A 25,397-nucleotide genomic window follows, 5' to 3' on the forward strand; every position below is an offset into this window, starting at 1 on the left:
AAAAGCATGGAAAAGGAGATAGATATGAGTCAGTTTATAGAGACTTTACAGCCTTTTTTACAAGAGGCGTGGAAAAAAGCAGGGTTCAATGAGCCTACTGCCATTCAAACGAAAGCTATTTCAGAGATTTTAGCTAATAAAGATGTAATAGGAGAATCCCCAACGGGAACAGGAAAGACGCTGGCATATTTGTTGCCTGTCTTACATCGCATTCAGCCGGGACCATCTCATATTCAAGCAGTTATTTTAGCATCTTCCCATGAATTAGTTATGCAAATTCACGGTGAAATTCAAACTTGGTCGCAGGGAAGCGGTATTTCAAGCGCTGCGTTTATTGGCGGAGCAAATATGAAACGACAATTAGAAAAACTCAAAAAACGTCCTAATATCATTGTTGGTACTCCAGGACGTTTGAACGAGCTAATTAAAATGAAGAAATTAAAAATGCACGAAGTCAAAACAATTGTGATTGATGAGGCGGATCAATTGTTTGTACCTGAGCATGTTCAAACGGTTCAACAGATTGTAAAAATGGCGTTAAGTGATCGTCAAATCCTAGTCTTCTCAGCTACTGTATCAGAACGTACCAAATCGCTAGCGAAAGATATGATGAACCACCCTCTTGAAATAGAGGTAGGAAGAGATGAACTTCCGGCTTCGAAGGTAGAGCATGTATACATCAAAAGTGAAGCTAGAGATAAAGTGGACGTGCTTAGAAAACTAGTTCGTCAAGAACAAATGAAAGCTTTAGCGTTTTTTAAAGGAATTGATACTCTAATCGAGTTTGAAGAAAAATTAACATTTAAGCGTGTAGAAGCAGGCTCTTTACACAGTGAAACGAAAAAAGAAGATCGTGCTACGACGATTAAAGGGTTTCGAAAAGGAGATTTCCCTGTCTTATTAGCAACGGATGTCGCAGCTAGAGGATTAGACATTAAGGGATTGACGCATGTAATTCACATCGATGTTCCTCAAGATGCAGATCAATACGTACATCGCTCAGGTAGAACAGGCAGATCGGGAGCAGAAGGTACAGTCATTTCTCTTGTGACTGAACGTGAAGAGCGAAATTTAAAACAAATCGCACGTGAACTTCAACTTTCATTAGCGAAAAAAGAACTTTATATGGGTGAAATCGTGGATGAAGGAACAAAAGAGCAGTCCCGTACAGCTAAAAAACCTTCAAAAAAGCCATTTAACAAGAAAAAGAAACAAAAAGGTCGAATGTAAACTAGGTATTCTGCCTTTTTATAACAGCAGTGTCACAACCTAAAAAGCAACGTCTACTGCTTTATTACAGCAGCCTGGCGTTGTTTATTTTCTCTATTTCACCTGTATAAATAAGTAAAAAAAGAGAAATGTAGATATTTTTTCCTAGGTATGAAAATAGTTTGAATGATGGATTTTGTTTTTTGTAACCTTATTTTAACATTACTTTAAGAGACTTCTAATAAAAGAGGAAGAAGGACGTGGGGACATTTTATGGATGCAATTGATGATCTCTTTGACGACATAGAGCGAAGAAGAAAAAGTAAAGAATATAGTCGAGATGCAGATCAATTAGAATCATATTTACATGAAGTTCAACGTATCATGGAATTTCTTGAAGAGGGTATCTATCTGTTTCAAAATTCGCACCAACAATATGCGTCAGATTGGTCAGGGCGTTCTAAGAGCTCATATGAGGATATTTATAATGATATTACGCAATCTACTTTTCATCTGTACGACGTAAGGGATGAATTGTTTCAAACTTTACGCTTAGAAATTTCACGATTAAGAGAGTTAGCATCGGCGTAATAAATAACATTATCGACTCACTCCTTTAGAAAGTGAGTCTTTCCGTATAGGCTTAAAAAATGTTTGGATGATGACTGAAGGCTTACAAGAGATAGGGGGACGGACATACATGGAGATAAAAGTAAATCCAGAGGTGCTGCAGACATTTGCAGAGCGAATTCAGCACTCTCATTCACAGACGGCTGATGCACTTCAAAAACTAAGCTGGGAAGCTACAAATCTACATTTCTTGTCTGTTGCAGATATTGATAAAGTGCTGGACTTGCAGGAAGAGTTACAGCATATGATTCGCAAACTTGATTCGCTAACGGAAAACGCACATTTATTAGTAAAAGACACTGCAGAACAAATGAGAAAAGCAGATGGAGAGCTAGAAGGCTCTTCAGGCTGGACAGAGTTTTGGTCGAGCGTGTGGAGCGATGGGGGCACCCATTCACAAGATACGTGGAATAACATAAAGAACTTAAAAGAATGGAATACGTATGACAATATGCATAGAACGATTGAAAAACCTTTAGGTACTCTTAATGTTATGTGGAATTCGCTTTCTATGTCTTGGGAAGAAAAAGTAGTGAATGGTTCTACATGCAGTCGAACGGAATTTTTTACTTATGGCGTTATTCAAATGGGGTTGGGCATTTTAAGTCAGGAAATGAATCCTTCAAACATTATGTTTAGTGACAGCACAGAGGAAGTGAAGAGAGAATGAATGAAGTATATGATGGCGCTGGAAGTGAAATGGTACAGTTCCTTACAGGGTTGTCTCGGCAATGAAATATACATTTAACTTATTAGAAAAATCATTAATTGAAGCAATGAAAGATAATAAGAAAATTGCTCAATTTTATAAAACTTTAATGAATAGCAATTTATGGCTAGTTGTTAGTTCAGAGCATGGAGCATCAGATATATTAATTGCAGAGCACTACGTTCAGACGATGAAAAGCGCAGCGTACCGATATTTACCTGTTTTTTCGTCAAAATATCCGATTGAACAGATGCTGAAAGATGAAAAGACCGTATGCGTATCATTTAAGGATATGCTGCCTGTATTAAATGAAGAAATAGCGATATTACTTAACCCTGACACGCCTCTCTCAAAATTATTCATCCCCGAAGAAATAAGGATGTTAAAAGAAGATCAAAATTATTTTAAGCAGTAGCGAAAGCAATAACAAGCGCATGTGCTTTTTCCAAGCATGTCTGAATCTTAAATAAATAGAAGATATATATAAAGAGGCAGGGCCTTAAATAGGCTGCTGCTTTTTTATCACTAGTAAATAGTTCTATAGATAATAAACGAAAATGTAATTTAATAGTCTTATAGTTTTTATTTTCCTTTAAATAGGTACCTATAGATCAGATGGAAAAGGTTTAAATGAGAACAAAATCTTGGTTGTTTAGGTTTTATTTGCATTTTTTAGGGGTATTTGTAGATACATATTCTCATTTTTGGAGGCTTTTGCAAGTAACCTTTGACCTTATCACTAGAGTTTCTTACAATAATAGTAAATATATAAACCGAAGGAGAGATATGTATGTCAGGAATTATTCGCGTAACACCAGCAGAGCTTCGCGACATGGCAGGTCGTTATACGAACGAAAGCGGTCAAGTTCAAGAATTAGTAAGCCGTCTTGATACAATGAAAAATCAACTTCAAGACATGTGGGAAGGTGCTTCAAGCGAAGCGTTTGCTGCTCAATACGAAGAATTAAAGCCTTCTTTCGTTGAAATGTCTAACCTACTTACAAAGATTGCTAAGCAATTAGATGACTCTGCAAACGTTCTTGAAGATACAGATAACCAAATCGCTAGCCAAATCCGCGGTTAACTTCATCTAATAATCTAAGTGAAGTAATAAAAGGAGCGCCCTATTCTCAAAAGATGAAGGCGCTTTTTCTATGTTTTGAGGTGATGAAACCCTATGTATATAGAAGTAACAGTAGACTTAAAGCACTATACAGGTGATCGGTTCGATTTGCGACTATCAAACTATCATTCACTCAAAAAAGTAGTCGAGATTGTTTGGCAAGCTAAAAAGATTACTCAATCACCAAAGGACGGTGCGTGGATACGTGTTTCAAATAAAAATCTTATTTTCTCGGGAAATGAGACGATGATTAACTGCGGAATTACCACAGGTGATTGTATCGAAATTCTCTAAAGGAGTCTATTAGAATGTCAGAGAAGAAACCGACTTACTTAGAAGAACAGCTCGAAGCTGTAATGACACGTCATAATAATGAATATACATTTGTTTTTCAAAAAGAAAAAATTCGACTTAATCGTTCTGTTGAAATTGAAATGTTAAAGGATGTAAACACGGCTTTTCAAAAAGAAATCATGATGAGCGATGATGAACTTAAAATAACAATTAAGCCTACCTCTGAATTTCAACCTTTTACAGCATTAAGAGGAAAAGAAGAACAGCAAAAGTGGCTGTTTGCAGATCAGCTTATCAAACAGGTAAAGCAGCATTCTTTTTCAAGGTTGCATTTGTTGATTTGTCCAGAAAATATCATTTTTGATAAAAGTTTAAGTCCGGCTTTTTTACATTATGGAGTGAAAGAAAGTTTACCTCCTTATGAGTCTAACGAGGAACAAAGCTTTCAAGAGTTAAAGGCTACAATAGCAGCGGCCATTGACTCATCGCATACATTTGAACAGTACTTTAAGTTATATGAGACCTTGCAATTAAAAGAAGACGCTAAAAAAATAATGCATATCAGCAATGAGGAAGAGCTGAGTCAATTTGTTCAGCATAAGCTAACCCAAATTGAAAAGCATCAAAAGACACTCGTTCAACTTCCTCAAAAACGCTGGACCATTTTTAAGTTTTCATCTGGGGGTATACTTGTCTTATTAATTCCAGCTCTTATTTATACTTTTTACTCTTACTTTTTTGCTCAGCCGAAACAAGAAGCATTTGTAGAAAGCAACGAATACTTTCTTGAAAAAAACTACAGCAAAGTAGTCGACACACTTGAAGATTATGATATTGAAAGCATGCCTAAAATTGTGCAGTACGAAATAGCAACTTCCTATCTTGTTAATGAAAAGTTAGGGGAGGAGCAAAAAGCAAATGCTTTAAAGTCTATTACGCTTCAGTCAGATCCTCAGTATTTTGCCTATTGGTTTTACATTGGCCGAGGTGACAATAAAAAAGCGCTAGAAGTCAGCAGGTTGTTAGAGGAACGTTCGTTAATTATCTATGCACTAATGAAATACGAAGGTCAGCTAAAGACAGACAACGATTTAGCGGCTGATAAAAAGCAAGAGGAGCTTGATAAAGTAACAAACGAACTTGAAGAATTTAAGAAAGAAAATGATCAGCAAGAAGCGGAAGCAGCCAAGCAGAAAGAAGAGAAACAAGCTGAGGAGGCCCAGGCGGCCAAGCAGCAGGAAGAAGAACAGAAAGCTGCAGAAGCTGAGAAAAAGAAACAAGAAGAGCAGAAAAAACAGCAGGAAGATCAATCGAAGTAGGGAGGTAGTTGTATGAATATGCTTTGGGTAGTTAGTGGGCAAACGTATCAGCAGCTGCCTGTAGATTTTAAAACCTTTCGCCAAGCAACGGTTGGAAACACTCAGCATCAAACTTTTACGTTTTCCTATCCGTTTGAGAAAGGGCAAATGACGCTGTCATCTGAAAAGAACGGCCGGCTCTTGATTTCCTACGGAGAAGAAAGGATAGCAGAGCTATCTGTTTCTGAGTCGTTTGTATGGCGAGAACAAGGACATGCTTTAACCTTTGTCCTTACAGAGACGGCTATTAAAGAAGCTGTCTATTATATTGATTACGGATCAGAAGTTTCGTTTTCCACAAGTGATGAAGCAGCTGATGTGTATCAGCAGAAAGAAAAGTTTGTAGTAGAGCCAAAAGAAGGATTTTACTTATCAAAGATAAACGGGAAGTGGAAGGTCTTTTATAACCAAGAACCGCTTTATCTTAACGGACACCGACTAGAAGAGAATACGAACCTTCAGCCAGGAGATCTTATTTTATGGTCTTCTATGACGATTCAATTGATCGAAAAAGATTTGCTGAAGATTCAAAGCTGCTACGATTATGCATCTAAGCTTCCAGCTACGGCACAGCCTATTTCTGAAATGAAAAAGAAGTACCCGGTTTATAGACGGACACCGCGCATGATATATGATTTGCCTAATGATAAGGTAAGCTTGTCCTTTCCGTCTCAAGACAATGATGAAAATAACCGAAGCTTATGGCTTACTATTTTACCGCCATTAGTCATGCTTTTAGTCATGGGTACGGTCTCGATTATTCAGCCTAGGGGAATTTTTATTATTATATCTGTCATGATGTTTACGACCACGCTGATTGTATCTACCGTTCAATACTTCAAAGATAAAAAACAGCGCAAGAAGCGGCAGGAGCGTCGTCGTCGAATTTATACAAAGTATTTAGAAAACAAGCGCGAGGAATTACAAGAACTAGTATCAGTTCAACGAGATGTATTATCTTATCATTTTCCGACGTTTGAACGAATGAAATATTTAACAGAACAGATTTCTGATCGAATTTGGGAACGAACTGTAGAAAGCAGTGATTTTTTACAGGTGCGCCTTGGAACAGGAACAGTTCCTGGAAGCTACCAAATTTCTTTGAATAGCGGAGATATGGCTAATCGAGAAATTGATGATTTGCTTGAGCAGTCTCAGCACATGGAAAAGGTCTATCGAGAAGTGAAAAATGCCCCTGTTACCGCTCATTTAGGTTTAGGCTCTATCGGTCTGGTAGGAAAGATGAAAACGGTGAAGAATGAATTGCATCAGCTTGTAGGACAGCTGGCATTTTCCCACAGTTATCATGACGTAAGATTCGTATTCATTTTTGATGAAGAAGAATATAAAGAGTGGGAATGGATGAAATGGCTTCCTCATTTTCAGCTTCCGCATTCTTTTGCGAAAGGTTTCATCTATAATGAACAAACGAGAGATCAGCTTTTATCTTCTATTTATGAAATGCTGAGAGAACGCGATTTAGATGAAGCAAAAGGAGAAGGGGTTTTCTTGCCTCACTTTGTTTTTATTATTACGAATCAGCAGTTAATTGCAGATCACGTTATCTTAGAGTATTTAGAAGGATATCACCCTCACCTTGGGTTTTCTGCGATATTTGCGGCAGAGACAAAGGAAAGCTTAACGGAGCATGTTCATACACTCGTCCGTTATATTAACGAATCCGAGGGGGATATATTAATTCAAAAGCAAAAAGCTGTGAATATTCCATTTCAGCTTGATAAACACACACTTGATTATAATGAAAGATTTGCAAGGATGCTACGGACATTGGATCACCAAGTTGGCATGACCAACTCAATTCCAAATAGCGTTTCATTCTTAGAATTATTTAAAGCAAGAGAAATTGGTGAGTTGGATATCGTGCAAAGGTGGAAAAGCAATGAATCAGCTAAGTCGCTAGCAGTTCCCATTGGTTTAAAAGGAAAAGAAGATATTGTTGAACTAAATCTTCATGAAAAAGCTCACGGCCCTCATGGATTACTTGCAGGTACGACGGGGTCAGGGAAAAGTGAATTCTTACAAACGTACATTCTTTCTCTAGCGGTGAATTTTCACCCCCATGAAGTCGCGTTTTTATTGATTGACTATAAGGGCGGAGGAATGGCTCAGCCGTTTAAAAACATGCCTCATCTGCTTGGAACCATTACAAACATTGAAGGAAGTAAGAATTTTAGTACAAGAGCCCTAGCTTCTATTAAAAGTGAATTAAAGCGACGCCAACGCTTGTTTGATAGATATGAAGTCAATCACATTAATGATTATACAGATTTATATAAGCAAGGTATGGCAGAAGAACCTCTGCCTCATTTATTCTTAATCTCGGATGAATTTGCCGAGTTAAAAAGTGAAGAACCAGAGTTCATTCGCGAATTAGTCAGCGCGGCGCGCATTGGACGTAGTCTGGGCGTTCATTTAATTTTAGCAACGCAAAAGCCAGGCGGTGTTATTGACGATCAAATTTGGAGTAATGCGCGCTTTAAAGTAGCTTTAAAAGTCCAAGATGCCGCTGACAGTAAAGAAATCTTAAAAAATGCGGACGCTGCTTCTATTACGGTGACGGGTCGAGGCTATCTGCAGGTTGGAAATAATGAAGTGTATGAACTGTTTCAGTCAGCTTGGAGCGGCGCGCCGTACATGGAAGATACGTATGGGGCTGAAGATGAAGTCGCCATTGTCACAGATCTCGGATTGATTCCTTTATCTGATGTATCTACTCAGCAGACGTCATCTAAACAAGCGGAAGCAGAAATTGATGTTGTGGTGCAAAAAATTGAAAAAACGCAGCAGGAACTAGCTATCAAAAAATTAAATAGTCCATGGCTGCCGCCTCTTAAAGAGAGATTGCTTCGCAGTGAGTACAAAGAGAAGCGAGACGGCGTATTCCCAATTGGCTTGATTGATGAACCGGAAAAGCAAAGTCAAACGGTATACAATTATCAGCTGATGGATGATGGAAACATTGGTATATTTGGTTCGTCAGGATACGGTAAATCGTTTACAGTCATGATGTTGCTTCTTAGTCTAGCTGAAAGACAGAGCCCGGAGCAGCTTCATTATTACATTTTTGACTTTGGAAACGGCACGCTGTTGCCGCTTCGTCAGCTGCCTCATACGGCGGATTATTTCTTAATGGATCAAATGCGTAAAATTGAAAAATTCATGACGATTATCAAACAAGAAATCGCAAGGCGAAAGCAGTTATTTCAACAGCAGGAAGTTAGCAATATCAAAATGTATAATGCTCTAATTTCAGAAGAGCTTCCTCTAATTTTTATCACGATTGATAATTTTGATCTTGTCAAAGAAGAAATGCAAGATCTAGAAATGCAGTTCACACAGCTCGTACGTGACGGCCAGTCTTTGGGGATTTATATGATCTTTACCGCGACGCGGGTGAATTCTATTCGGCAGTCGCTTATGAATAACTTGAAAACGAAGGTTGTTCATTATTTAATGGATCATTCAGAAGCGTATTCTATTTTAGGACGTACGCCGTATGCGCTAGAGTCTATTCCAGGCCGGGCTATTATCAAAACGGATCAACCTTATTTTGCGCAGCTGTTTTTACCTGCGGAAGGAAAAGATGATTTTGAAATTTTTGATGCAGTTAAGCTGCACATTCAACGATTAAAGAATCAATATGCTGATGCTATTCTTCCGGAGCCTGTACCAATGCTGTCATCGAAACTTGTACTTGCCGAGTTTATGACGGACAGAAGGGTTATTCGGGAAAAAGGAGTCATTCCTCTTGGATTAGATGAAGAGTTTGTTCGACCGGTGCATATGAACTTTACGAAAAATAAGCATTGCATCGTCATGGGGCAGACGCAAAAAGGAAAGACAAATGTAGTGAAGGTCATACTGCAAACAGCGCTTGAACAAGGCGTGAAGCAAATCGGACTATTTGATTCGGTTGACCGCGGTTTATCAAGCTATGCAGCTGAAGATGAAGTTGTTTACATGGAAACAAAAGAACAGATTATCGACTGGCTTGATTTAACTGAAGAACGATTGCAGCGACGTGAAAATAAGTATTTGGAAGCAGTGCAGGAAGGAACGGTACACAGTCTTTCATTTTCCCCGATCATGCTTGTAGTAGACGGATTTGTACGATTCCAGCAAAACTTAGACAGCGTCCTGCAGGATCGTATTACAAAATTGATGAAAAATTATAGTCACCTGGGCTTTAACTTGATTGTTGCAGGGAACAACAATGAGTTTTCAAAAGGATTTGACGCGTTAACAACAGAAGTGAAGCAAATTAGCCAAGCCGTGTTGCTGATGAAGAAAACAGAGCAAAGCTTATTTACACTTCCTTATGACCGAAAAGAAGCCGACGTTAACCCTGGCTTCGGTTATTATATTAAAAGTGGAAAAGAAACAAGAATTCAAATCCCGCTATGTGTAAGTGAAAGGAAGATCTTAACATGACCGAACAGCGTAAGTATACACTTAAAGTTATATTAGCTGTTGTTTTAATTTTGGCTCTTCCTTCTTTCTTTTTCCAGTATATTGGAGACAACCCGCTGCAAGTCACAGAAAACTCAACAAGAACGATTGCGGTTGTTAACGAAGATAATGGAGTAAAAGAAAATAGTGAAAAAGCGATAGAATTTGGAGAAAAAGTGACTCCTCTTTTACAGGAGGGGTCTGATTATCAATGGACCGTGCTTGGACGAAGCGCAGCTACAAGCGGTTTACAGAATGGGAAATATGATGCGGTTATCTATATTCCCTCGACTTTCTCACAAAATATTTTATCGTATCAGGAAAAAAAGCCAGAAAAAGCTACTTTGGAATACAAAGTTCAAAGTCAGCTTAACGCAGTTAATAAGGAAAAAGTAGTAGGGGAATTAGAAGATGCTACTACAAAGGTTAATAATGAAATGTCCTCTTTGTACTGGAGTTATGTATCACAGGAAGTGGATAAGGTACGCGGACAGTTCGATAAAATTCTAAATAAAGAAATCGCCTTTCAAAAAACAATGGTCGCTTTTTATAAACCGAATTCAAAAGATTTAGCAGGTGAATTAAATGATCAAAAGAAAATTCTTCAGCAAATCCAAGATAATGTAAATAAAGCAGAAAAAGGTTCGAGCGACAGACAAGGCGACGTAGAACAGGTTGAAAAGAATTTAAACAGCTTCATTGAATATGTAAATCAATATCAAACATATCAAGAAACACAGAAACAAATGCTTGAAAAAACGCAGGCTCAAAGCGTCGCTGCGATTCAAGAAGGGTTGTCCTCCCTTGAATCTAATCAGCCAAGCTCTAAGCAAAATTTTAAGGAGCAGGCCAATCAAGTGTTTAGTGGCTTATCTTCCATTCAACAGCAGTTGGATCAAAATCAAAAAGCCGTCGGAGAACTTGGAGACCAACAAGCGGATAACGTCAGTGAACAAGAAAAAGCTCTGCAAGATATGAACGGCCAAATAGTCAGTTCATATAAACAGCAGTCTGAGCAAACAACCCTAAATCAAATTGAAAGTAAGCTAAAGCCGCTTCGTGCGCAGCTAGAGACAGCTTCATCAAATGAGGGTGGCGGAGGCTCAACGGATCCAGGAGAAGACGGCGAAACTCAGCCAGATCCAAATCAAGGCGGAGAGACGCCAACGGACCCTGGGGAAGGTGACGGAACTCAGCCAGATCCGAATCAAGGTGGAGAGACCCCGACGGATCCTGGAGAAGATGATGGAACTCAGCCAGATTCCGGTCAAGGCGAAGGAACGTCAGAACCAATTAAAGTGGATTTATCTCAGCAAACAGCCAAGCTTGATGATATATCAAAAGGGCTTGAAGACTTAGAACAGCAGCTCCAAGGAATGGTGAATGAAACACCTGAAGCGCCTGAAGCACCTGAGGGAACGGAAACGCCTGAAACATCGGACACGCCGGATGCATCAGGTACATCCAATGCTGTGAAAAGTGCGCTTGAAAAAGTGGCTAATCTGAAAACACAGGTACAAGCAGTCAAAGATGAGCTGCAAAATGTAACAGTTCAACCGGAAGTTTCAGGAGAAAATACGGATGCGCTGAAGCAGAAAATTGCCAGTTTGGAAGCAGACGTTAAGTCTTTGACAGCACAGAAAAACAAAGCAGAGCAAGACTTAGAAGAAGCAACCAAGTCGTCGAGCGGTCAAATTGCTAAGCTTCAAGAAGAAAATGAACGATTAAAAAAAGAGAATGAAAAGTTGAAAGAAGACGGCAAAAAGCCTTCTAAAGGTAGTGTGGATGTAGACAATCTCATTACGATGATTAAAAACAAAGAAGATAAAATTTTATCTTCTCCAAACCTTTCAGCTTCTCGCAAGGAAAAGTTGAGCAATACATTCTCAGGTAAGATTCAAAGCAGCAGTGCAGAAGATCTGCTAAAGTACTACGGTGATTTATCGCAGTATGATTTGACTTTAGCTCAAGTAGGAAATACAGACATACAGAACAGCGTCCTTAACAATGACTCTATTAAAGGAAGTTTGCAGCAGGCGTTAGCTGGCACCGTCTCTTCTCAAGATGCACGTAAGCAAATCCAACAAAACCTGTCTCTAACAAAAGAAGAGTTAGCACAGTTCCAAAGTTCAGTGCAAGATTTTGCTGATCAATATGGACAAACAGTTGATGCTGAACAAGCATCTATTATGGAAGAGCTATCAGCTATTCAAGAAAAAGCAAATGCAATGAATCAAGAGCTTCAATCTAGCGCAGGTGAAGATCAAGCACTAGAAAAGAAAGAAGCTCCGGACGTAACGGGCTTAATGACGCTACAGCAAAGCATGGGTCAAGAGTTGAAGGGAATGAACGAACTCATTTCATCTTTAGGTGAAAGACAAGCTAATGTTGTCACATACACAGATGAATTGCAGAAGCGTGTAAATGAAGTCCAGGATAAAGCTGACACGCTTAACAGCAAGTGGGCCCAAAACGTGGATTCAACGAAGTTGGTTCGCGGCCAGGTATACCGTTTGTTAAATAATACATTAGTAGATGGACAGAATAATGATTACGTTTATCATTATTTAGCGAATCCTCTTCAAGTAAGCGGTGAAGTGCCGGCTGAAAAAGTAAAAGAGGTTCCACCAGTTGTCATTTTGGTTATTATCTTAATCAGCAGCTTACTAATTGGCTATTTCAGTCAATACTACCGACATGCACCTATGCTTGTGAAAGGTACGCTGTTTGGGTTATTGAATTTGATTGTAGGGTTAATGGTAAGTATCTTTAGCCTTAATATTTATTCGTTATCGGGAGACCGGGCAATGGAATGGTCAATCTTTACGATCGTCTTATTGCTTGCTTCATCTACACTCGTACGTATTGCTTTCTTATTAGGAAGCTTCGCTGGATGGGTGACGACAGTAGGGTTGATTTTATTTTATATTACCCCGCTTCTTAACTTATCTATGCCAAACTTTAATTACGAAGATCCAGTATCTAAAGTATATATGTCAATTCAATATGATACGCAGTCTCTGTTTGGACAGGCGCTTATTGTATTACTGGGAATGACTGCCGTTTTAAGTGTTCTGCCATCTATTATTCGTGCTTTAAAGACGACTAAAGAGGTTGAAAATGATGAAACCTATAGTGCTTAATAAGAAGATTGGAAGTATTGTTCTTATTTTTTCACTTCTTTGTTTCCCTATAGCAGCAGCGGCTGAAGCTGATGACGGAAACGTTGAAGAGATTAAACCAAATGTATATAAGGATGATCCGATTAATTTGGACCCCGAATCTTTGCTAGAAAATAAAAAAGAAGTAGGAAATATTCCGGAGAAAATAAAGGATCTTACATTTGAAAAAGAGGAAGATGCAGAGAAAGAGAGCTTAAAAGAAAGTCTTTTTGCGAACGCATCAGCTGAAGATAATACGATTTCTGCGAAAGCAAAAGAATATAACTTGTTTTCTTCTAAAAACACTTCCTACAAGAAAGATCGAACAGAACAAACTGCTTCTGAAAAGTCATCAGACCTACAATGGTTTTATTTATTATTGATTGGTGTGGGGGTTGTTGTATTATTTGCGGTTTTAATACCGCGCATTAGCCCTCAGCCTTCTGTAAAAAAATGAAAAAACCTCGCTGTTAATCAACAGCGAGGTTTTTGCTTATAGACCCAAGCTTATAAGCGGCGGAAGCCTTCTTCAAACAAATAATCTTCTGCTTCTTCGTAAGATAGAAATGCTGCCTCTAAATTCAAGCCAGAATAAACATTCCACAGGTCATCTTCATGAACAAGTAAAAGCGTTGCATTGTCTGGGCCGTTCCAGCGCTGTTCATTTCCATTCCCTACAATAGCTTCTTCTCTAGCTGTATCAGGAAGGGTAGACAAAGATTCAATAGAAGCTTCAATAATAGAGCGAAGCTCTTCTTCTGTATAATCACGGATATTTACAAGACCTTTGTCATTTGTTTCATGTCCTTTTAAAAACCCTGCATATACAAATCCATTTCCGTTAGGATGCAGATGATGCACAACAACCGTTTTATCGTACACGCTTTCTTCATAATGAAAATTCACGCGTCCTAAAGATACATCTTTTCGATGCAGCTCTGGAAACGATGAAATAATAGCTAATTTTTCGTCAAAACTAAGCATAGACAATCCTCATTTCTATTTAAATCATTTCATTTTCTGAAATGGTATAAGCTCTTTTACGATTCGGTTGATTATACCATATATAAAGAAAGACACATAATGCTTTTTCTAATGTGGACTTTTAAAAATATAACCCTTCGCATAAAGTGGCCGTCACTGTAAAGAAGAATACATCTTTTTCACTATAAAACTTAACAAAAAAGAGGCAGGGAATTCACAGTGGAAAAATAATATAAAGAGGTGGAAGAAAACTAGTTTTCAAACCTATCATAAGGAGGAATAAAAAAGTGAAATTATACGCTCTGTGTAAAAAAACATGGGCAATGTCCCTGCTTGTTTTTGTTCTTTTAGTGAGCTTAACTCCTGTTAGTCAAGCGGCCGCATTTTTATCTGTTGCACAAGCTCTTGATAATCAAAACAATAGTGTACAAACGGTTAAAGGATATGTAGTAGGTCAACCTACAGGCACATCTACAGTTATTACGAGCAATTACCCAAACGATTATGCACTTGCTCTTGCTGACAGTTCAAATGAAACCAATACAGACAAGATGGTGTACGTTCAAATTCCTTCAAATTTGCGAAGTACATTTGGACTTCAAAGTCACTCGGAGTTAAAAGGGAAAAGTCTTACTGTTACGGGCACACTCACTCCTTATTTTTCACATCCAGGAATAAAATCAGTTACTTCTATCAGTACAGAAACAGGAGGAACTGATCCGGCTCCAGATCCCACAGAGCCAACCGTTCCAGTAGAAGACTATTATCGTACTGCAGCTGAAAAAACAGGAAACAGCTTAAAGACAGAGCTTCATAATATTATTGATCACCACACAGAACTGTCGTATTCAGCCGTATGGGAAGCTTTAAAGAAAACGGATGAAGATCCAGCTAACGCAAATAACGTTATTTTGCTCTACACAGGGCGTTCACAGGCTAAGAGTACAAATGGAGGAGGAGTGGACGATTGGAACCGTGAGCACGTTTGGGCAAAGTCTCACGGGGATTTTGGAACAGCTATGGGACCTGGAACAGATCTTCATCACTTACGTCCAACCGATGTGTCTGTAAACAGTACGAGAGGAAACTTAGATTTTGATAACGGAGGGACGGAACATAGCGAAGCACTCGGAAATTATTTTGACAGTGATTCATGGGAACCTCGAGATGAAGTAAAAGGCGACGTAGCTCGTATGTTGTTTTATATGGCCGTGCGCTATGAAGGCGATGTAAGTGATGAGCCTGACTTAGAACTTAATAATACAGTGAATAATGGCACTGCTCCTTATCACGGGAAATTATCTGTGCTTCTTCAATGGAATGCCCAAGACCCAGTAGACAATCGAGAACGACGTAGAAATGACATTATTTATTCAGACTATCAGCATAACCGCAATCCGTTTATTGACCATCCTGAATGGGTGAATGAGATTTGGAACTAATGAAGAAGGCGTCCTGGCGGGGCGTCTTTTTTTATAAAAGAAAAAGGAAAAAACTAAAATCCGCCGAATACCTATAGATGATTTTGAAAAAATGGAGGGAAGCTATGAAACAGCTATGTAAAAAAGGATTGTCTTTTATTTTAATGCTCATTTTTGTTAACGCTTTCATTTTGAATCCACTTAACGGAGCGGCTGCCGTAGATGGAAAATCAATGAATCCAGGTTACAAAACCTATTTAATGGCGCCTTTAAAAAAGGTAACAGACTATACGACATGGGAAGCATTTGAGAACGATTTACGCAAAGCGAAACAAAATGGATTTTATGCAGTGACAGTAGACTTCTGGTGGGGAGATATGGAGAAAAACGGCGATCAGCAGTTCGATTTTTCCTATGCTCAGCGATTTGCTCAAGCAGCTCGTAACGCGGGTATAAAGATCGTTCCTATTATTTCTACTCATCAGTGCGGCGGTAATGTAGGAGATGATTGTAACGTTCCGCTTCCGTCTTGGGTATGGAACTTAAAAAGTGATGACAGCCTTTACTTTAAATCTGAAACAGGTACGACAAATAAAGAAACGCTAAGCCCGCTTGCAACCGACGTTATTTCTAAGCAATACGGAGAGCTCTATACGGCATTTGCGCAAGCGTTAGCACCTTATAAAGACGTGATTGCTAAAATCTATTTATCAGGAGGCCCTGCAGGTGAAATTCGTTATCCCTCCTATACAGCAGCAGACGGAACCGGCTATCCGTCTAGAGGGAAATTTCAAGTGTATACGAACTTTGCCAAAAGCAAGTTTCAATCATATGCTTTGACTAAATACGGTTCACTCACCGGCGTTAATCAGGCGTGGGGAACCAATTTAACGTCTGCATCGCAAATTTTACCGCCATCAGATGGCTATCAGTTCTTAAAAGATGGTTATTCAACGGCTTATGGAAAAGATTTCTTAGCATGGTATCAAGGAGCTTTGGAAGATCACACAAAACGTATTGGACAGTTAGCTCATCAGGCTTTTGATTCCACCTTTAACGTACCAATCGGTGCAAAAGTGGCGGGAATTCATTGGCAGTATAACAATCCCACGATTCCTCATGCTGCAGAAAAACCTGCTGGATATAATGATTACAATGCGCTTTTAGATGCGTTTAAAACAGCTAAATTAGATATAACGTTTACGTGCTTAGAAATGATGGACAGCGGAAGTTATCCGGAATATTCTATGCCAAAGACGCTTGTACGCCAAGTAGCAGGTATTGCGAATGCAAAAGGAGTTGTTTTAAATGGGGAAAATGCTTTAACTATAGGCAGTGAAGATCAATATAAAAAAGCAGCTGAAATGGCCTTTAACTATAATTTTGCAGGATTTACTTTGCTTCGTTTCTACGATGTTATTAACAATGATACGCTGATGGGGCAATTTAAAAATACGTTGGGCGTTACACCGCTTGCGCAAACGGTTGTAGTAAAAAATGCGCCAACTGCATTAGGAGAAACGGTTTATATTGTTGGAGACAGAGCTGAGCTAGGTCAGTGGGATACGTCCATTTATCCAATTAAATTAACATATAATTCATCTACAGCTGATTGGAGAGGCACCGTCTATTTTCCTGCGAGTCAAAATGTTCAATTTAAAGCAATTGTGAAGAGAGCTGATGGATCGTTAAAAGCATGGCAGCCTTCGCAGCAATATTGGAGCGTGCCGTCAACAACAACGACTTATACAGATAATTGGTAAAATAAAGCCGCATAGCACTTGCTATGCGGCTTTATTTTGAACACAAGAATTATTTCCAGTTCGCTTGAATAAATTCATCTCGACCGGACTTAGCGCGGTCTTCTTTATAATGCTTTGGATTTTTCTTGTGGAAATCTTGGTGATACTCTTCGGCTTCATAAAACGTAGAGGCAGGAAGAATGCTTGTCACGATTGGTTTTTTAAAACGTCCGCTTTCTGCGACCTCTAGCTTCGTCTCTTCAGCTGCTTGTTTTTGGCTGTCGTTATGGTAAAAAATTGCTGTTCGATATTGCGAGCCGCGATCTTGAAATTGACCTCCGTCATCTGTTGGATCAATTTGCGGCCAATAAAGATCTAATAAACGTTTATACGGAAACACTTCGGGGTCAAATGTGATTTGAACCACTTCGTAGTAACCGCTTGTTCCAGATTTTACTTGCTCATAAGTAGGGTTATCCACAGTTCCCCCCATATATCCTGATACAATGCCGTGAATACCTTCTAGCTCTTCAAAAGGTGTAACCATACACCAGAAACATCCACCTGCAAATGTAGCTTTTTCCATACGTAATCCCTCACTTAATCCGTTGTTATGAAGGGTATTATAACAAATTTATATTGAAACAGCTAGAAAAGGGTTTGTAGTCTGTGTAAAAGCTGTAGATATTCATCTTTATCCACAGCTTTTACACAATAAACTCGACTGTTTTGAAGATTGAAAAATGAAGGAGAGAATAAAGAAAAAATGATAGAATAGATAAGATGTATATATCGATTTAGAAGAAATTGCACAACAGAAGTACAATCTACGGACTGGACTTTAGGGTGCTGATGGCATCTAGATAAATAAAGTTAGTACTTTAGTAACAAGAGTTAAGAAACAGCATATTCGCGCTGTTAAATAAATATACAAAGATAATAGGAGAGTTGAATATGTTACAAGATAATCTCATCCTAGAGCACTATGGATTAAACGAATTAAATTTTGATACGATCAAAAGCTACCGGGATCGGTTTGCACAAGTAAAACCAGCTCATCCTTGGAATGCGCTTGAAACAAAGGAGTTTTTATACAAAGTAGGAGCTTGGGGAAAGGTTAGAGATACCCATAAAGAAGGAGTCACACTCGCAGGCCTGCTTTTATTCAGCGAAGAACGGATTATCACAGAAGTTTTACCACAATACTTTTTAGAATACCGGGAAAGTAAAGGAAACGAAGAATGGACAGAGCGCTTTACCTCTCAAGACGGGACGTGGTCAGGAAATATTTTTGATTTTTATTTTCATATTCATGAAATTGTTCGTAATAGCGAACCTCAGCCGTCAATCGCTTCCTCTTTAACAGAAGTGTTGATTAATATGCTTATTCATGCAGATTATAATGGCGAGGGCGGCGTTATTTTAGAAAAGCAACCTTCACATTACGTTTTTTCTAATCCAGGTCTTTTGTTAGTACCTACAGATTCAGTTTTTAGCAATACCGTTAGTCAGCTTCGAAACCCAAATATCGTTAAGCTATTCAGTTTACTAGGGCTATGTGAACGTTCGGGCTCTGGTTTGAAAAAAGTAAAGCAAAATTGGAGCCTGCATCATTATAAAACGCCAGCTATTGATCAAGATGTTTCTATGCATCGTACAGTGGTCACGTTATCTCTGTCCACTCAAGAAAGACAGGTAAGTTTTTCTGAAAAAGACACTTACAATACGTCCATAACCGATTTGGGAAATAATTTTAAAGATGTCGAAAAATATCAAAATGCACCTGAAAACGATGTCGAAATTGACTCCTATAATAAAAATAGATACTCCTATAATAAAGACTTAATAGAGGAGTTTAAGTCATACAATAACGATTTTAACTCCTTAAATAAAGAAGATAACTACTATAATAACGGAAGGAAATTATATAATAACGATGTTAACTCCTATAATAATAATCATAACTACTATAATAATGAGCAAGAAGAGGATTCTTCTAATTTGGTAAATGTAGAGAATATTGATACGAAGCTATGGGATATTGCCGCGCTGGCTCGTGAAAAAAAACGGCTTTCGCCGAATCAGATGGAACATATTATTCTTGAGTTATGTAAAGAAAAACCGCTCATGCTTAAAGAGTTTGCTTATTTACTAGAAAGAACGCCGGATGGAGTACGTAATAATTATTTAACAAAGCTATTACGAAAAGGACAATTACAGTTGAAATATCCAAATCAGCCAAACCATCCAAAACAGGCATATTTATTTAATAAGAAAGATATAGAGAAATAAATCAAGCAACCGATAGAACATATAGAGATTAAGCTGCAAAAAATTGATAAGGAGGAGTTTGCTAAAAGCTACAGATTTAAGGGGGAAATTCACCATAAAGTTGTGCCAAGCTGTCAGACTCTCTTTATATGAGTTCTGGCTCGTATAAAGGAGGAAAAAGAGTGTGAAAAGCAAGTGCGTTCTTATTTTTCTGGTGGTTGTATGGCTGTTTAATATGGGGAAAGGAATAGGATGTGGATCAAAGGTGAATGCAGAGATGAATATACCGCTGTCGACGTGGGTGTGGGATACAAAGAAATGGATGCTGAACCAAGAAGCTATCCTCGAAAAGCTTCAAGAAAAAAAGGTGACAAACGTTTATTTACAAATTGATACTCATCTTTCACCTTCGGTATATAGGCATTTTATCCAACAAGCACAAGCCCAGGGCATAAGTGTTTACGCACTTGACGGCGCTCCTTATTGGATAGGGCCTTCTGGTATAGAAGAGCAGGAAGCATTTTTTAATTGGATAACAGCTTACCAAGCAGAAGCAGACGAGCAACAGCAATTTTCAGGGGTTCATTTGGATATAGAGCCTTATTTGTATAAAAGTTGGGAAAATAATCGCGCGAAAAGTATTCTGCAGTATCAATATGTTATTTCTCAAGCCGCTGTACAGTCTCATGAGTTACACTTGCCGCTTGCTGTAGATATACCGTTTTGGTTTGACGAAGTTCCATTCAAAAATAGCAATGGTTCCGGTTCGCTGGGGCGGTGGGTTATTCAGTACGCTGATGAAGTCACAATTATGGCGTACCGAAACCACGCAGATAAAGAAAACGGTATTACTGAAATAACAGAAAATGAACGCAAGTGGGGACGTGTACTATCTACTCGGATTGAAATAGGGGTAGAAGCGATGGCTACAGATGAAGGAGAATACATTTCTTTTTCTGCTAAAGGAGAAGAAAAGATGATGCAAGAGCTGGGTATTTTACTTACAAAGTGTCAAGCTGAAAATCCTCCAAGCAGTATAGCTGTTCATTATTTTGATAGCTGGCTACAGATGAAGCCATGACAACGAAAAGACCGCTGCATCGCTGCAGCGGCCTTTTTGGGTTTAGGGAGTATAGATACAATATAGCCATTTTCTTAAAGGACTATACATAAAAAAAGTAACCATTTAAAAAATGGCTACTCACACAAAGGGGGGGAACTTAATCTTATCATTCCCACTTTTTCTAAAAGATATGCCTCTTTTAACCCGCTTTTTTTAAAATAATTTAGTCGTCCAAGATTCGCAGTTCCACACGTCTGTGACAACATCTTGATAAAATTCAGGTTCGTGGCAAATAATTAAGATACTTCCTTTGTATTCTTTTAAAGCTCGTTTTAATTCATCTTTCGCATCTACATCTAAGTGGTTTGTAGGCTCATCCAGTACAAGAATATTGGTTTCATTGTTAATTAGCTTACATAGACGAACTTTTGCTTTTTCTCCACCGCTTAGAACTTCTACTTTACTTTCAATATGTTTTGTTGTTAAGCCGCATTTAGCTAAAGCTGCACGAATCTCGTATTGGGTAAAGTGAGAAAACTCATTCCATACTTCTTCAATACACGTATTGTAATTAGCCGTTTTGATTTCTTGTTCAAAATAGCCAATATGCTGGTAATCTCCTTTTTCTACAGAGCCTGAAATCGGTTTGATTTCTCCCAAAATACTTTTTAAAAGAGTTGTTTTCCCGATTCCATTTGCTCCTACAAGGGCAATCTTTTGACCTCGCTCCATTTTTAAATTCAGTGGCTTAGAAAGCGGCTCTTCGTATCCAATGACTAAATCAGATGTTTCAAAAATTAATTTGCTTGAAGTACGAGCACCCTTAAAGTTAAACTCTGGTTTTGGACGCTCCTGAGCTAGTTCAATAACTTCCATTTTATCGAGCTTTTTTTGACGGGACATGGCCATATTTCGTGTCGACACACGGGCTTTGTTTCTCGCTACGAAATCTTTTAAATCTGCCATTTCTTGCTGTTGTTTTTTATAAGCTGCTTCAAGCTGCTGTTTTTTCATCTCATATACTTTCATAAAATCGTCGTAGTCTCCTACATAGCGATTTAACTCTTGGTTTTCCATATGATAAATTAAATTGATCACGCTATTTAAAAATGGAAGATCGTGAGAAATTAAAATAAAGGCATTTTCATATTCTTGCAAATAGCGTCGCAGCCACTCAATATGCTGTTCATCCAAGTAGTTTGTAGGCTCATCAAGTAAAAGAATTTCTGGTTTTTCAAGCAGCAGTTTGGCTAATAATACTTTCGTACGCTGTCCGCCGCTTAAATCCTGTACATCGCGATCTAAGCCGATATCTTCTAATCCTAATCCGCGTGCAATTTCTTCGACTTTTGCATCGATAACGTAAAAGTCATTGTTTGTTAAGAGGTCTTGAAGCGTACCGACTTCCTCTAATAGTTTTTCGAGTTCTTCTGGTGATACCTCCGCCATTTTCTCATAGAGGCCATTCATTTGAGCTTCTAAATCAAATAAGTATTGAAAAGCACTTTTTAGTACATCACGAATAGAAAGGCCGCGCTCTAATACTGTATGCTGATCTAAATAGCCAACGCGCACTTTTTTAGACCATTCTACTTTTCCAGCATCCGGTTCTAGCTTGCCTGTAATGATGTTCATAAATGTTGATTTACCTTCGCCGTTTGCTCCAATTAAGCCGACGTGTTCACCTTTTAACAATCGAAATGATACATCGTTAAAAATCGCACGGTCACCAAAACCATGGCTTAGATTTTTTACGTTTAATACACTCATGCTGACACACCTTTTCTTTTAAAATATCTATCGTACGTTTCGTTATAAACAAATTGATTCATAACGATTATAGCGAACTTATATACATAAATCCATATGAGTTTTCCAGCCTTGAAAGTCATATAAAATTCACTCGCGTCTTCCTTTCACTTCATTCATACTATATATATCAATGTAGAAAATCCTTCATGACGAAGGGACGGTTATATCGAATTATTCAAATAGAGTATATAAAAGAATAAAAAGGCAGGGGGAAAAGAAATGAACATTCATACGATACTAGTGGCAGGAAGAATGCATAAAGAGCTGGAGGAGATAATCAAGCAAAAGCAGCTGTCTCAGACGTTTCGATTTATGGAAGAGCAAGACGTTACAATTGAAGATTTAAACTGGGCTGACGCGCTTTTATCCTTCGGTCCAACAAATTGCTTTGAAGATCATAGCTTTAAATGGATTCATTCTCTCGGCGCAGGAGTCGATCGGTTCTTAGAAAGCGGTAATTGGAAAAAGAGTGTGATGTTAACACGTACGGTTTGTTCATTCGGTCAGCGAATCAGTGAATATTGTCTTAGCTATATGCTAGCTGAACTTCAGCACCATGCACAGTTTCAGCATCAGCAAAAACAAAAGCAGTGGAAAGTGGTAGAGCCTAAGCAGCTTTCTACTCAAACGGTCATAATTTACGGAACAGGTGAAATCGGCGGGTGTCTTGCAGCCGTTTTAAAATCTTTTGGTGTACGAGTAATGGGTGTATCTAAAAGTGGAAATGAAAAGCCGTCATTTGATCAAGTGGTCTCGGTTTCGAAGGAAAAAGAATTGCTAAAAGAAGCCGATTGGATTATTAGTACAATGCCGCTAACACATGAAACAAAAAGCTACTTTGATCCAAAATGGATGAATTTAGTTGGAAATGCATACTTTATAAATGTTGGACGAGGAGCAACTGTAGATGAAAATGCGTTAGTAGAGGCTATTGAGCAAAAACGTATTCAAAAAGCATACATAGACGTGTTTGAGCATGAGCCGTTAACGAAAGAATCTTCTTGGTGGGATCATTCAAACATCATCATAACACCTCATATTTCAGCGGTGACTACGCCTGAAGAAGCCGTCGAGTGCTTTGTTGAAACGCTGCAAAAAGTTGAGCAAGGCGAATCGCCTTCTAACTTGGTTAATATTGAAAGAGGCTATTAAAGCATTATGATGCGCGTTTCCGCTATGAGAATGGTATACTGAAACTTGCTTTTCTTGAACGAAAAGAATGAAATCTGTTCTTCTAGGGGGGAACAAACGTTGAAGCAAGAAGAATTATTTGAACAAGCACGTGTATTTATAGAGACGTGTTACGCTGAACTTGAAAAAAGCGAAGCGGATAAAAACAAGCGGTTAAAAGAAATCCATCAGCAAATTATGTCACTCGGACGTTATGATCATACATTTGAAGAATTAGAGCACGGAGCTCGTATGGCTTGGAGAAACAGCAATAAATGTATCGGACGATTATTTTGGCAATCGCTTAATGTATTTGATAAGCGAGAGGCAAGCACAGTTGAAGAGGTAAGAGACGCCCTTTTTCACCATATTGAAAATGCAACAAATGACGGGAAAATCCGGCCTACTATTACGGTGTTTAAACCGAAAATGAAAGCAAAAGAGCCGGTTAGAATATGGAATCATCAACTAATCCGCTATGCTGGGTATGAGACGGAATATGGTATGGTAGGAGATCCTGATTCTATTGCGTTCACGGAGGTTTGCCAAAATTTAGGGTGGGAAGGTGAGAGAACTCACTTTGATGTTCTTCCTCTGGTACTGCAAGTCAACGAAGAGTCGCCTCGATATTTTGAGATTCCAAAACATTTAGTGAAAGAAGTAGCTATTACGCATCCAGAACTTCCTGAATTTGAAGACTTACAGTTAAAATGGTACGCTGTCCCGATGATTTCAGATATGAAGCTAGAAATTGGAGGGATTGATTACGTCGCAGCACCGTTTAATGGATGGTACATGGGGACTGAGATTGGGGCGCGAAATTTAGCGGATACGTATCGCTATAATCAACTTCCAAAAATAGCTTCTCTGATGGGATTGAACATGGATTACAACGCGACGCTTTGGAAGGACAAAGCTCTTGTTGAATTAAATGTTGCAGTGCTTTCTTCTTTTAAACGAGAAGGAGTTAGCATTGTAGATCATCACACCGCTGCTCAGCAATTTCACTTGTTTGAAGAAAGAGAGCAAAAAAATGGCCGCGAAGTGACTGGGAACTGGACGTGGTTGATTCCGCCGGTTTCGCCAGCTACCACGCATATTTTTCATAAGCCTTATAAAAATAAAGTATTATCACCAAATTATTTTTATCAAGACGTTGCTTATTAAATGAACAAAAAAGAGAGTACGCATTTGTACTCTCTTATTACACGTTAATTAATTTTTGTGTTTATCAAGCAAGTTAGCAAGTACATATGTTTTGTACTTTTCTACTTTGCGGCCTTCGTGGTTGCGAACTCCTCGTTTCTTAAGTTCCTCAACATACCAACCTTTGCTTCCTACGTGCATACTCAAACACCCTTTCGTCATTTTTTTAGGATGAACAGAATGAGGTTCATTGTCTGCTCGAATGGAGACATTTTGTCTTTCCAATACGTGCCTCATTGTAACATCTTTTATTTTATGGTGAAAGGGAAAAAGGTTAAAAAAACGAGAATGATTTCAAATGAATTTTAGTTTACTCATTCCTCGTTTTTTTGAGATAGAAGGAGGAGGTTTAATTCATCTTTATTTTGAATTAGATCTTCTAGCGTATATTGATCTAATACCTTAATGAAGGCTTGCATGGCTTCATGTAAAACACCTTTTAGCTTACAGACGGGGCTAATAATGCAGAAGTTTCCTTCACGGTCAAAACATTCAACGATATGAAAATCTTCTTCTGTTTGACGTACCACTTTTCCAATATTAATGTCTTTTGGAAGCTGAGCTAAACGAATACCGCCGTTTCGTCCTCGGATCGTTTCAATTAAGCCAAGTTTTCCAAGCTCGTGAATGATTTTCATAAGATGGTTTTTTGAAATATTATACGCTTCAGCAATTTCTTTTATATTGCTTAGTTTATTATTATCGCGAACGCCTAAATATAATAAAACTCGCAGTGAGTAATCTGTATATTGTGTGAGCCTCATCTTTTTACCT

The 25,397-nt window shown here is 38.5% G+C and carries 21 protein-coding genes; 16 read left to right on the top strand and 5 right to left on the bottom strand.

Features of this window, described 5'->3' with window-relative positions; genetic code table 11:
- Window positions 1-24: 24 nt before the first annotated feature.
- From ACN6NE_RS12635 to essA, 10 genes are all read left to right on the top strand, one after another.
- The gene (locus tag ACN6NE_RS12635; RefSeq protein ID WP_057245273.1) at window positions 25-1,230 is read left to right on the top strand and encodes a DEAD/DEAH box helicase; all 1,206 of its coding nucleotides are present in this window, start codon (window positions 25-27) and stop codon (window positions 1,228-1,230) included.
- A gap of 252 nt (window positions 1,231-1,482) precedes the next feature.
- On the top strand, window positions 1,483-1,800 hold the full coding sequence (locus ACN6NE_RS12640) for a hypothetical protein (protein ID WP_013055102.1): 318 nt from the start codon (window positions 1,483-1,485) through the stop codon (window positions 1,798-1,800).
- Window positions 1,801-1,909: 109 nt separating this feature from the next.
- Window positions 1,910-2,509 carry a WXG100 family type VII secretion target gene (locus ACN6NE_RS12645; protein WP_474325439.1) on the top strand — a complete coding sequence of 200 codons (600 nt, stop codon included), beginning with the start codon at window positions 1,910-1,912 and terminating at the stop codon, window positions 2,507-2,509.
- 61 nt (window positions 2,510-2,570) lie between these two features.
- Entirely contained in the window at window positions 2,571-2,963 is a 393-nt protein-coding gene (locus ACN6NE_RS12650) for an SseB family protein (RefSeq protein WP_013055104.1), read from the top strand.
- A 375-nt stretch (window positions 2,964-3,338) separates the two neighbouring features.
- Window positions 3,339-3,632 (top strand): WXG100 family type VII secretion target, encoded by a 294-nt coding sequence (locus ACN6NE_RS12655; protein ID WP_013055105.1) that lies wholly within the window; start codon window positions 3,339-3,341, stop codon window positions 3,630-3,632.
- 93 nt (window positions 3,633-3,725) lie between these two features.
- On the top strand, window positions 3,726-3,965 hold the full coding sequence (yukD, locus tag ACN6NE_RS12660) for an ESX secretion system protein YukD (protein WP_013055106.1): 240 nt from the start codon (window positions 3,726-3,728) through the stop codon (window positions 3,963-3,965).
- 14 nt (window positions 3,966-3,979) lie between these two features.
- Entirely contained in the window at window positions 3,980-5,284 is a 1,305-nt protein-coding gene (essB, locus tag ACN6NE_RS12665) for a type VII secretion protein EssB (RefSeq protein ID WP_474325441.1), read from the top strand.
- Between the two features lie 12 nt (window positions 5,285-5,296).
- The gene (gene essC / locus ACN6NE_RS12670) at window positions 5,297-9,775 is read left to right on the top strand and encodes a type VII secretion protein EssC (protein ID WP_129705842.1); all 4,479 of its coding nucleotides are present in this window, start codon (window positions 5,297-5,299) and stop codon (window positions 9,773-9,775) included.
- Window positions 9,772-12,936 (top strand): type VII secretion protein EsaA, encoded by a 3,165-nt coding sequence (gene esaA, locus ACN6NE_RS12675; RefSeq protein WP_474325443.1) that lies wholly within the window; start codon window positions 9,772-9,774, stop codon window positions 12,934-12,936. Before essC ends, esaA begins: the two co-directional genes overlap by 4 nt.
- The gene (gene essA, locus ACN6NE_RS12680) at window positions 12,914-13,411 is read left to right on the top strand and encodes a type VII secretion protein EssA (RefSeq protein WP_474325445.1); all 498 of its coding nucleotides are present in this window, start codon (window positions 12,914-12,916) and stop codon (window positions 13,409-13,411) included. The genes esaA and essA overlap by 23 nt, the downstream gene beginning before the upstream one ends.
- Window positions 13,412-13,461: 50 nt before the next feature.
- On the opposite strand, the gene ACN6NE_RS12685 is transcribed toward essA, so the two are convergent.
- Window positions 13,462-13,938, bottom strand: a complete 477-nt coding sequence (locus ACN6NE_RS12685) for a hypothetical protein (protein WP_129705846.1) — start codon at window positions 13,936-13,938, stop codon at window positions 13,462-13,464.
- 287 nt (window positions 13,939-14,225) lie between these two features.
- Between ACN6NE_RS12685 and ACN6NE_RS12690 the strand changes: the two genes are divergently transcribed.
- Entirely contained in the window at window positions 14,226-15,380 is a 1,155-nt protein-coding gene (locus ACN6NE_RS12690; protein ID WP_474325447.1) for an endonuclease, read from the top strand.
- Window positions 15,381-15,484: 104 nt separating this feature from the next.
- The gene (locus tag ACN6NE_RS12695) at window positions 15,485-17,122 is read left to right on the top strand and encodes a family 14 glycosylhydrolase (protein ID WP_474325449.1); all 1,638 of its coding nucleotides are present in this window, start codon (window positions 15,485-15,487) and stop codon (window positions 17,120-17,122) included.
- A 49-nt stretch (window positions 17,123-17,171) separates the two neighbouring features.
- On the opposite strand, the gene msrA is transcribed toward ACN6NE_RS12695, so the two are convergent.
- Window positions 17,172-17,687, bottom strand: a complete 516-nt coding sequence (gene msrA, locus ACN6NE_RS12700) for a peptide-methionine (S)-S-oxide reductase MsrA (RefSeq protein ID WP_057245265.1) — start codon at window positions 17,685-17,687, stop codon at window positions 17,172-17,174.
- A 368-nt stretch (window positions 17,688-18,055) separates the two neighbouring features.
- Between msrA and ACN6NE_RS12705 the strand changes: the two genes are divergently transcribed.
- Complete coding sequence (locus ACN6NE_RS12705) at window positions 18,056-19,393, top strand: ATP-binding protein (RefSeq protein WP_474325451.1); 1,338 nt, start codon at window positions 18,056-18,058, stop codon at window positions 19,391-19,393.
- Between the two features lie 163 nt (window positions 19,394-19,556).
- Window positions 19,557-20,453 carry an amidase gene (locus tag ACN6NE_RS12710; protein WP_474325453.1) on the top strand — a complete coding sequence of 299 codons (897 nt, stop codon included), beginning with the start codon at window positions 19,557-19,559 and terminating at the stop codon, window positions 20,451-20,453.
- A gap of 195 nt (window positions 20,454-20,648) precedes the next feature.
- Here ACN6NE_RS12710 and ACN6NE_RS12715 read toward each other — a convergent pair whose 3' ends face one another.
- On the bottom strand, window positions 20,649-22,205 hold the full coding sequence (locus tag ACN6NE_RS12715) for an ABC-F family ATP-binding cassette domain-containing protein (protein ID WP_474325455.1): 1,557 nt from the start codon (window positions 22,203-22,205) through the stop codon (window positions 20,649-20,651).
- Between the two features lie 261 nt (window positions 22,206-22,466).
- Between ACN6NE_RS12715 and ACN6NE_RS12720 the strand changes: the two genes are divergently transcribed.
- Complete coding sequence (locus ACN6NE_RS12720) at window positions 22,467-23,399, top strand: D-2-hydroxyacid dehydrogenase (protein WP_474325457.1); 933 nt, start codon at window positions 22,467-22,469, stop codon at window positions 23,397-23,399.
- A 99-nt stretch (window positions 23,400-23,498) separates the two neighbouring features.
- Entirely contained in the window at window positions 23,499-24,584 is a 1,086-nt protein-coding gene (locus ACN6NE_RS12725) for a nitric oxide synthase oxygenase (protein WP_474325459.1), read from the top strand.
- Between the two features lie 48 nt (window positions 24,585-24,632).
- Here ACN6NE_RS12725 and ACN6NE_RS12730 read toward each other — a convergent pair whose 3' ends face one another.
- Window positions 24,633-24,764 carry a YflJ family protein gene (locus ACN6NE_RS12730; protein WP_016762840.1) on the bottom strand — a complete coding sequence of 44 codons (132 nt, stop codon included), beginning with the start codon at window positions 24,762-24,764 and terminating at the stop codon, window positions 24,633-24,635.
- Between the two features lie 173 nt (window positions 24,765-24,937).
- Window positions 24,938-25,387: an Rrf2 family transcriptional regulator gene (locus ACN6NE_RS12735; protein ID WP_129705861.1), complete on the bottom strand. Its 450-nt coding sequence runs from the start codon at window positions 25,385-25,387 to the stop codon at window positions 24,938-24,940.
- Window positions 25,388-25,397 lie beyond the last annotated feature (10 nt).

This window comes from Priestia sp. 53B2 (genome assembly GCF_056099005.1).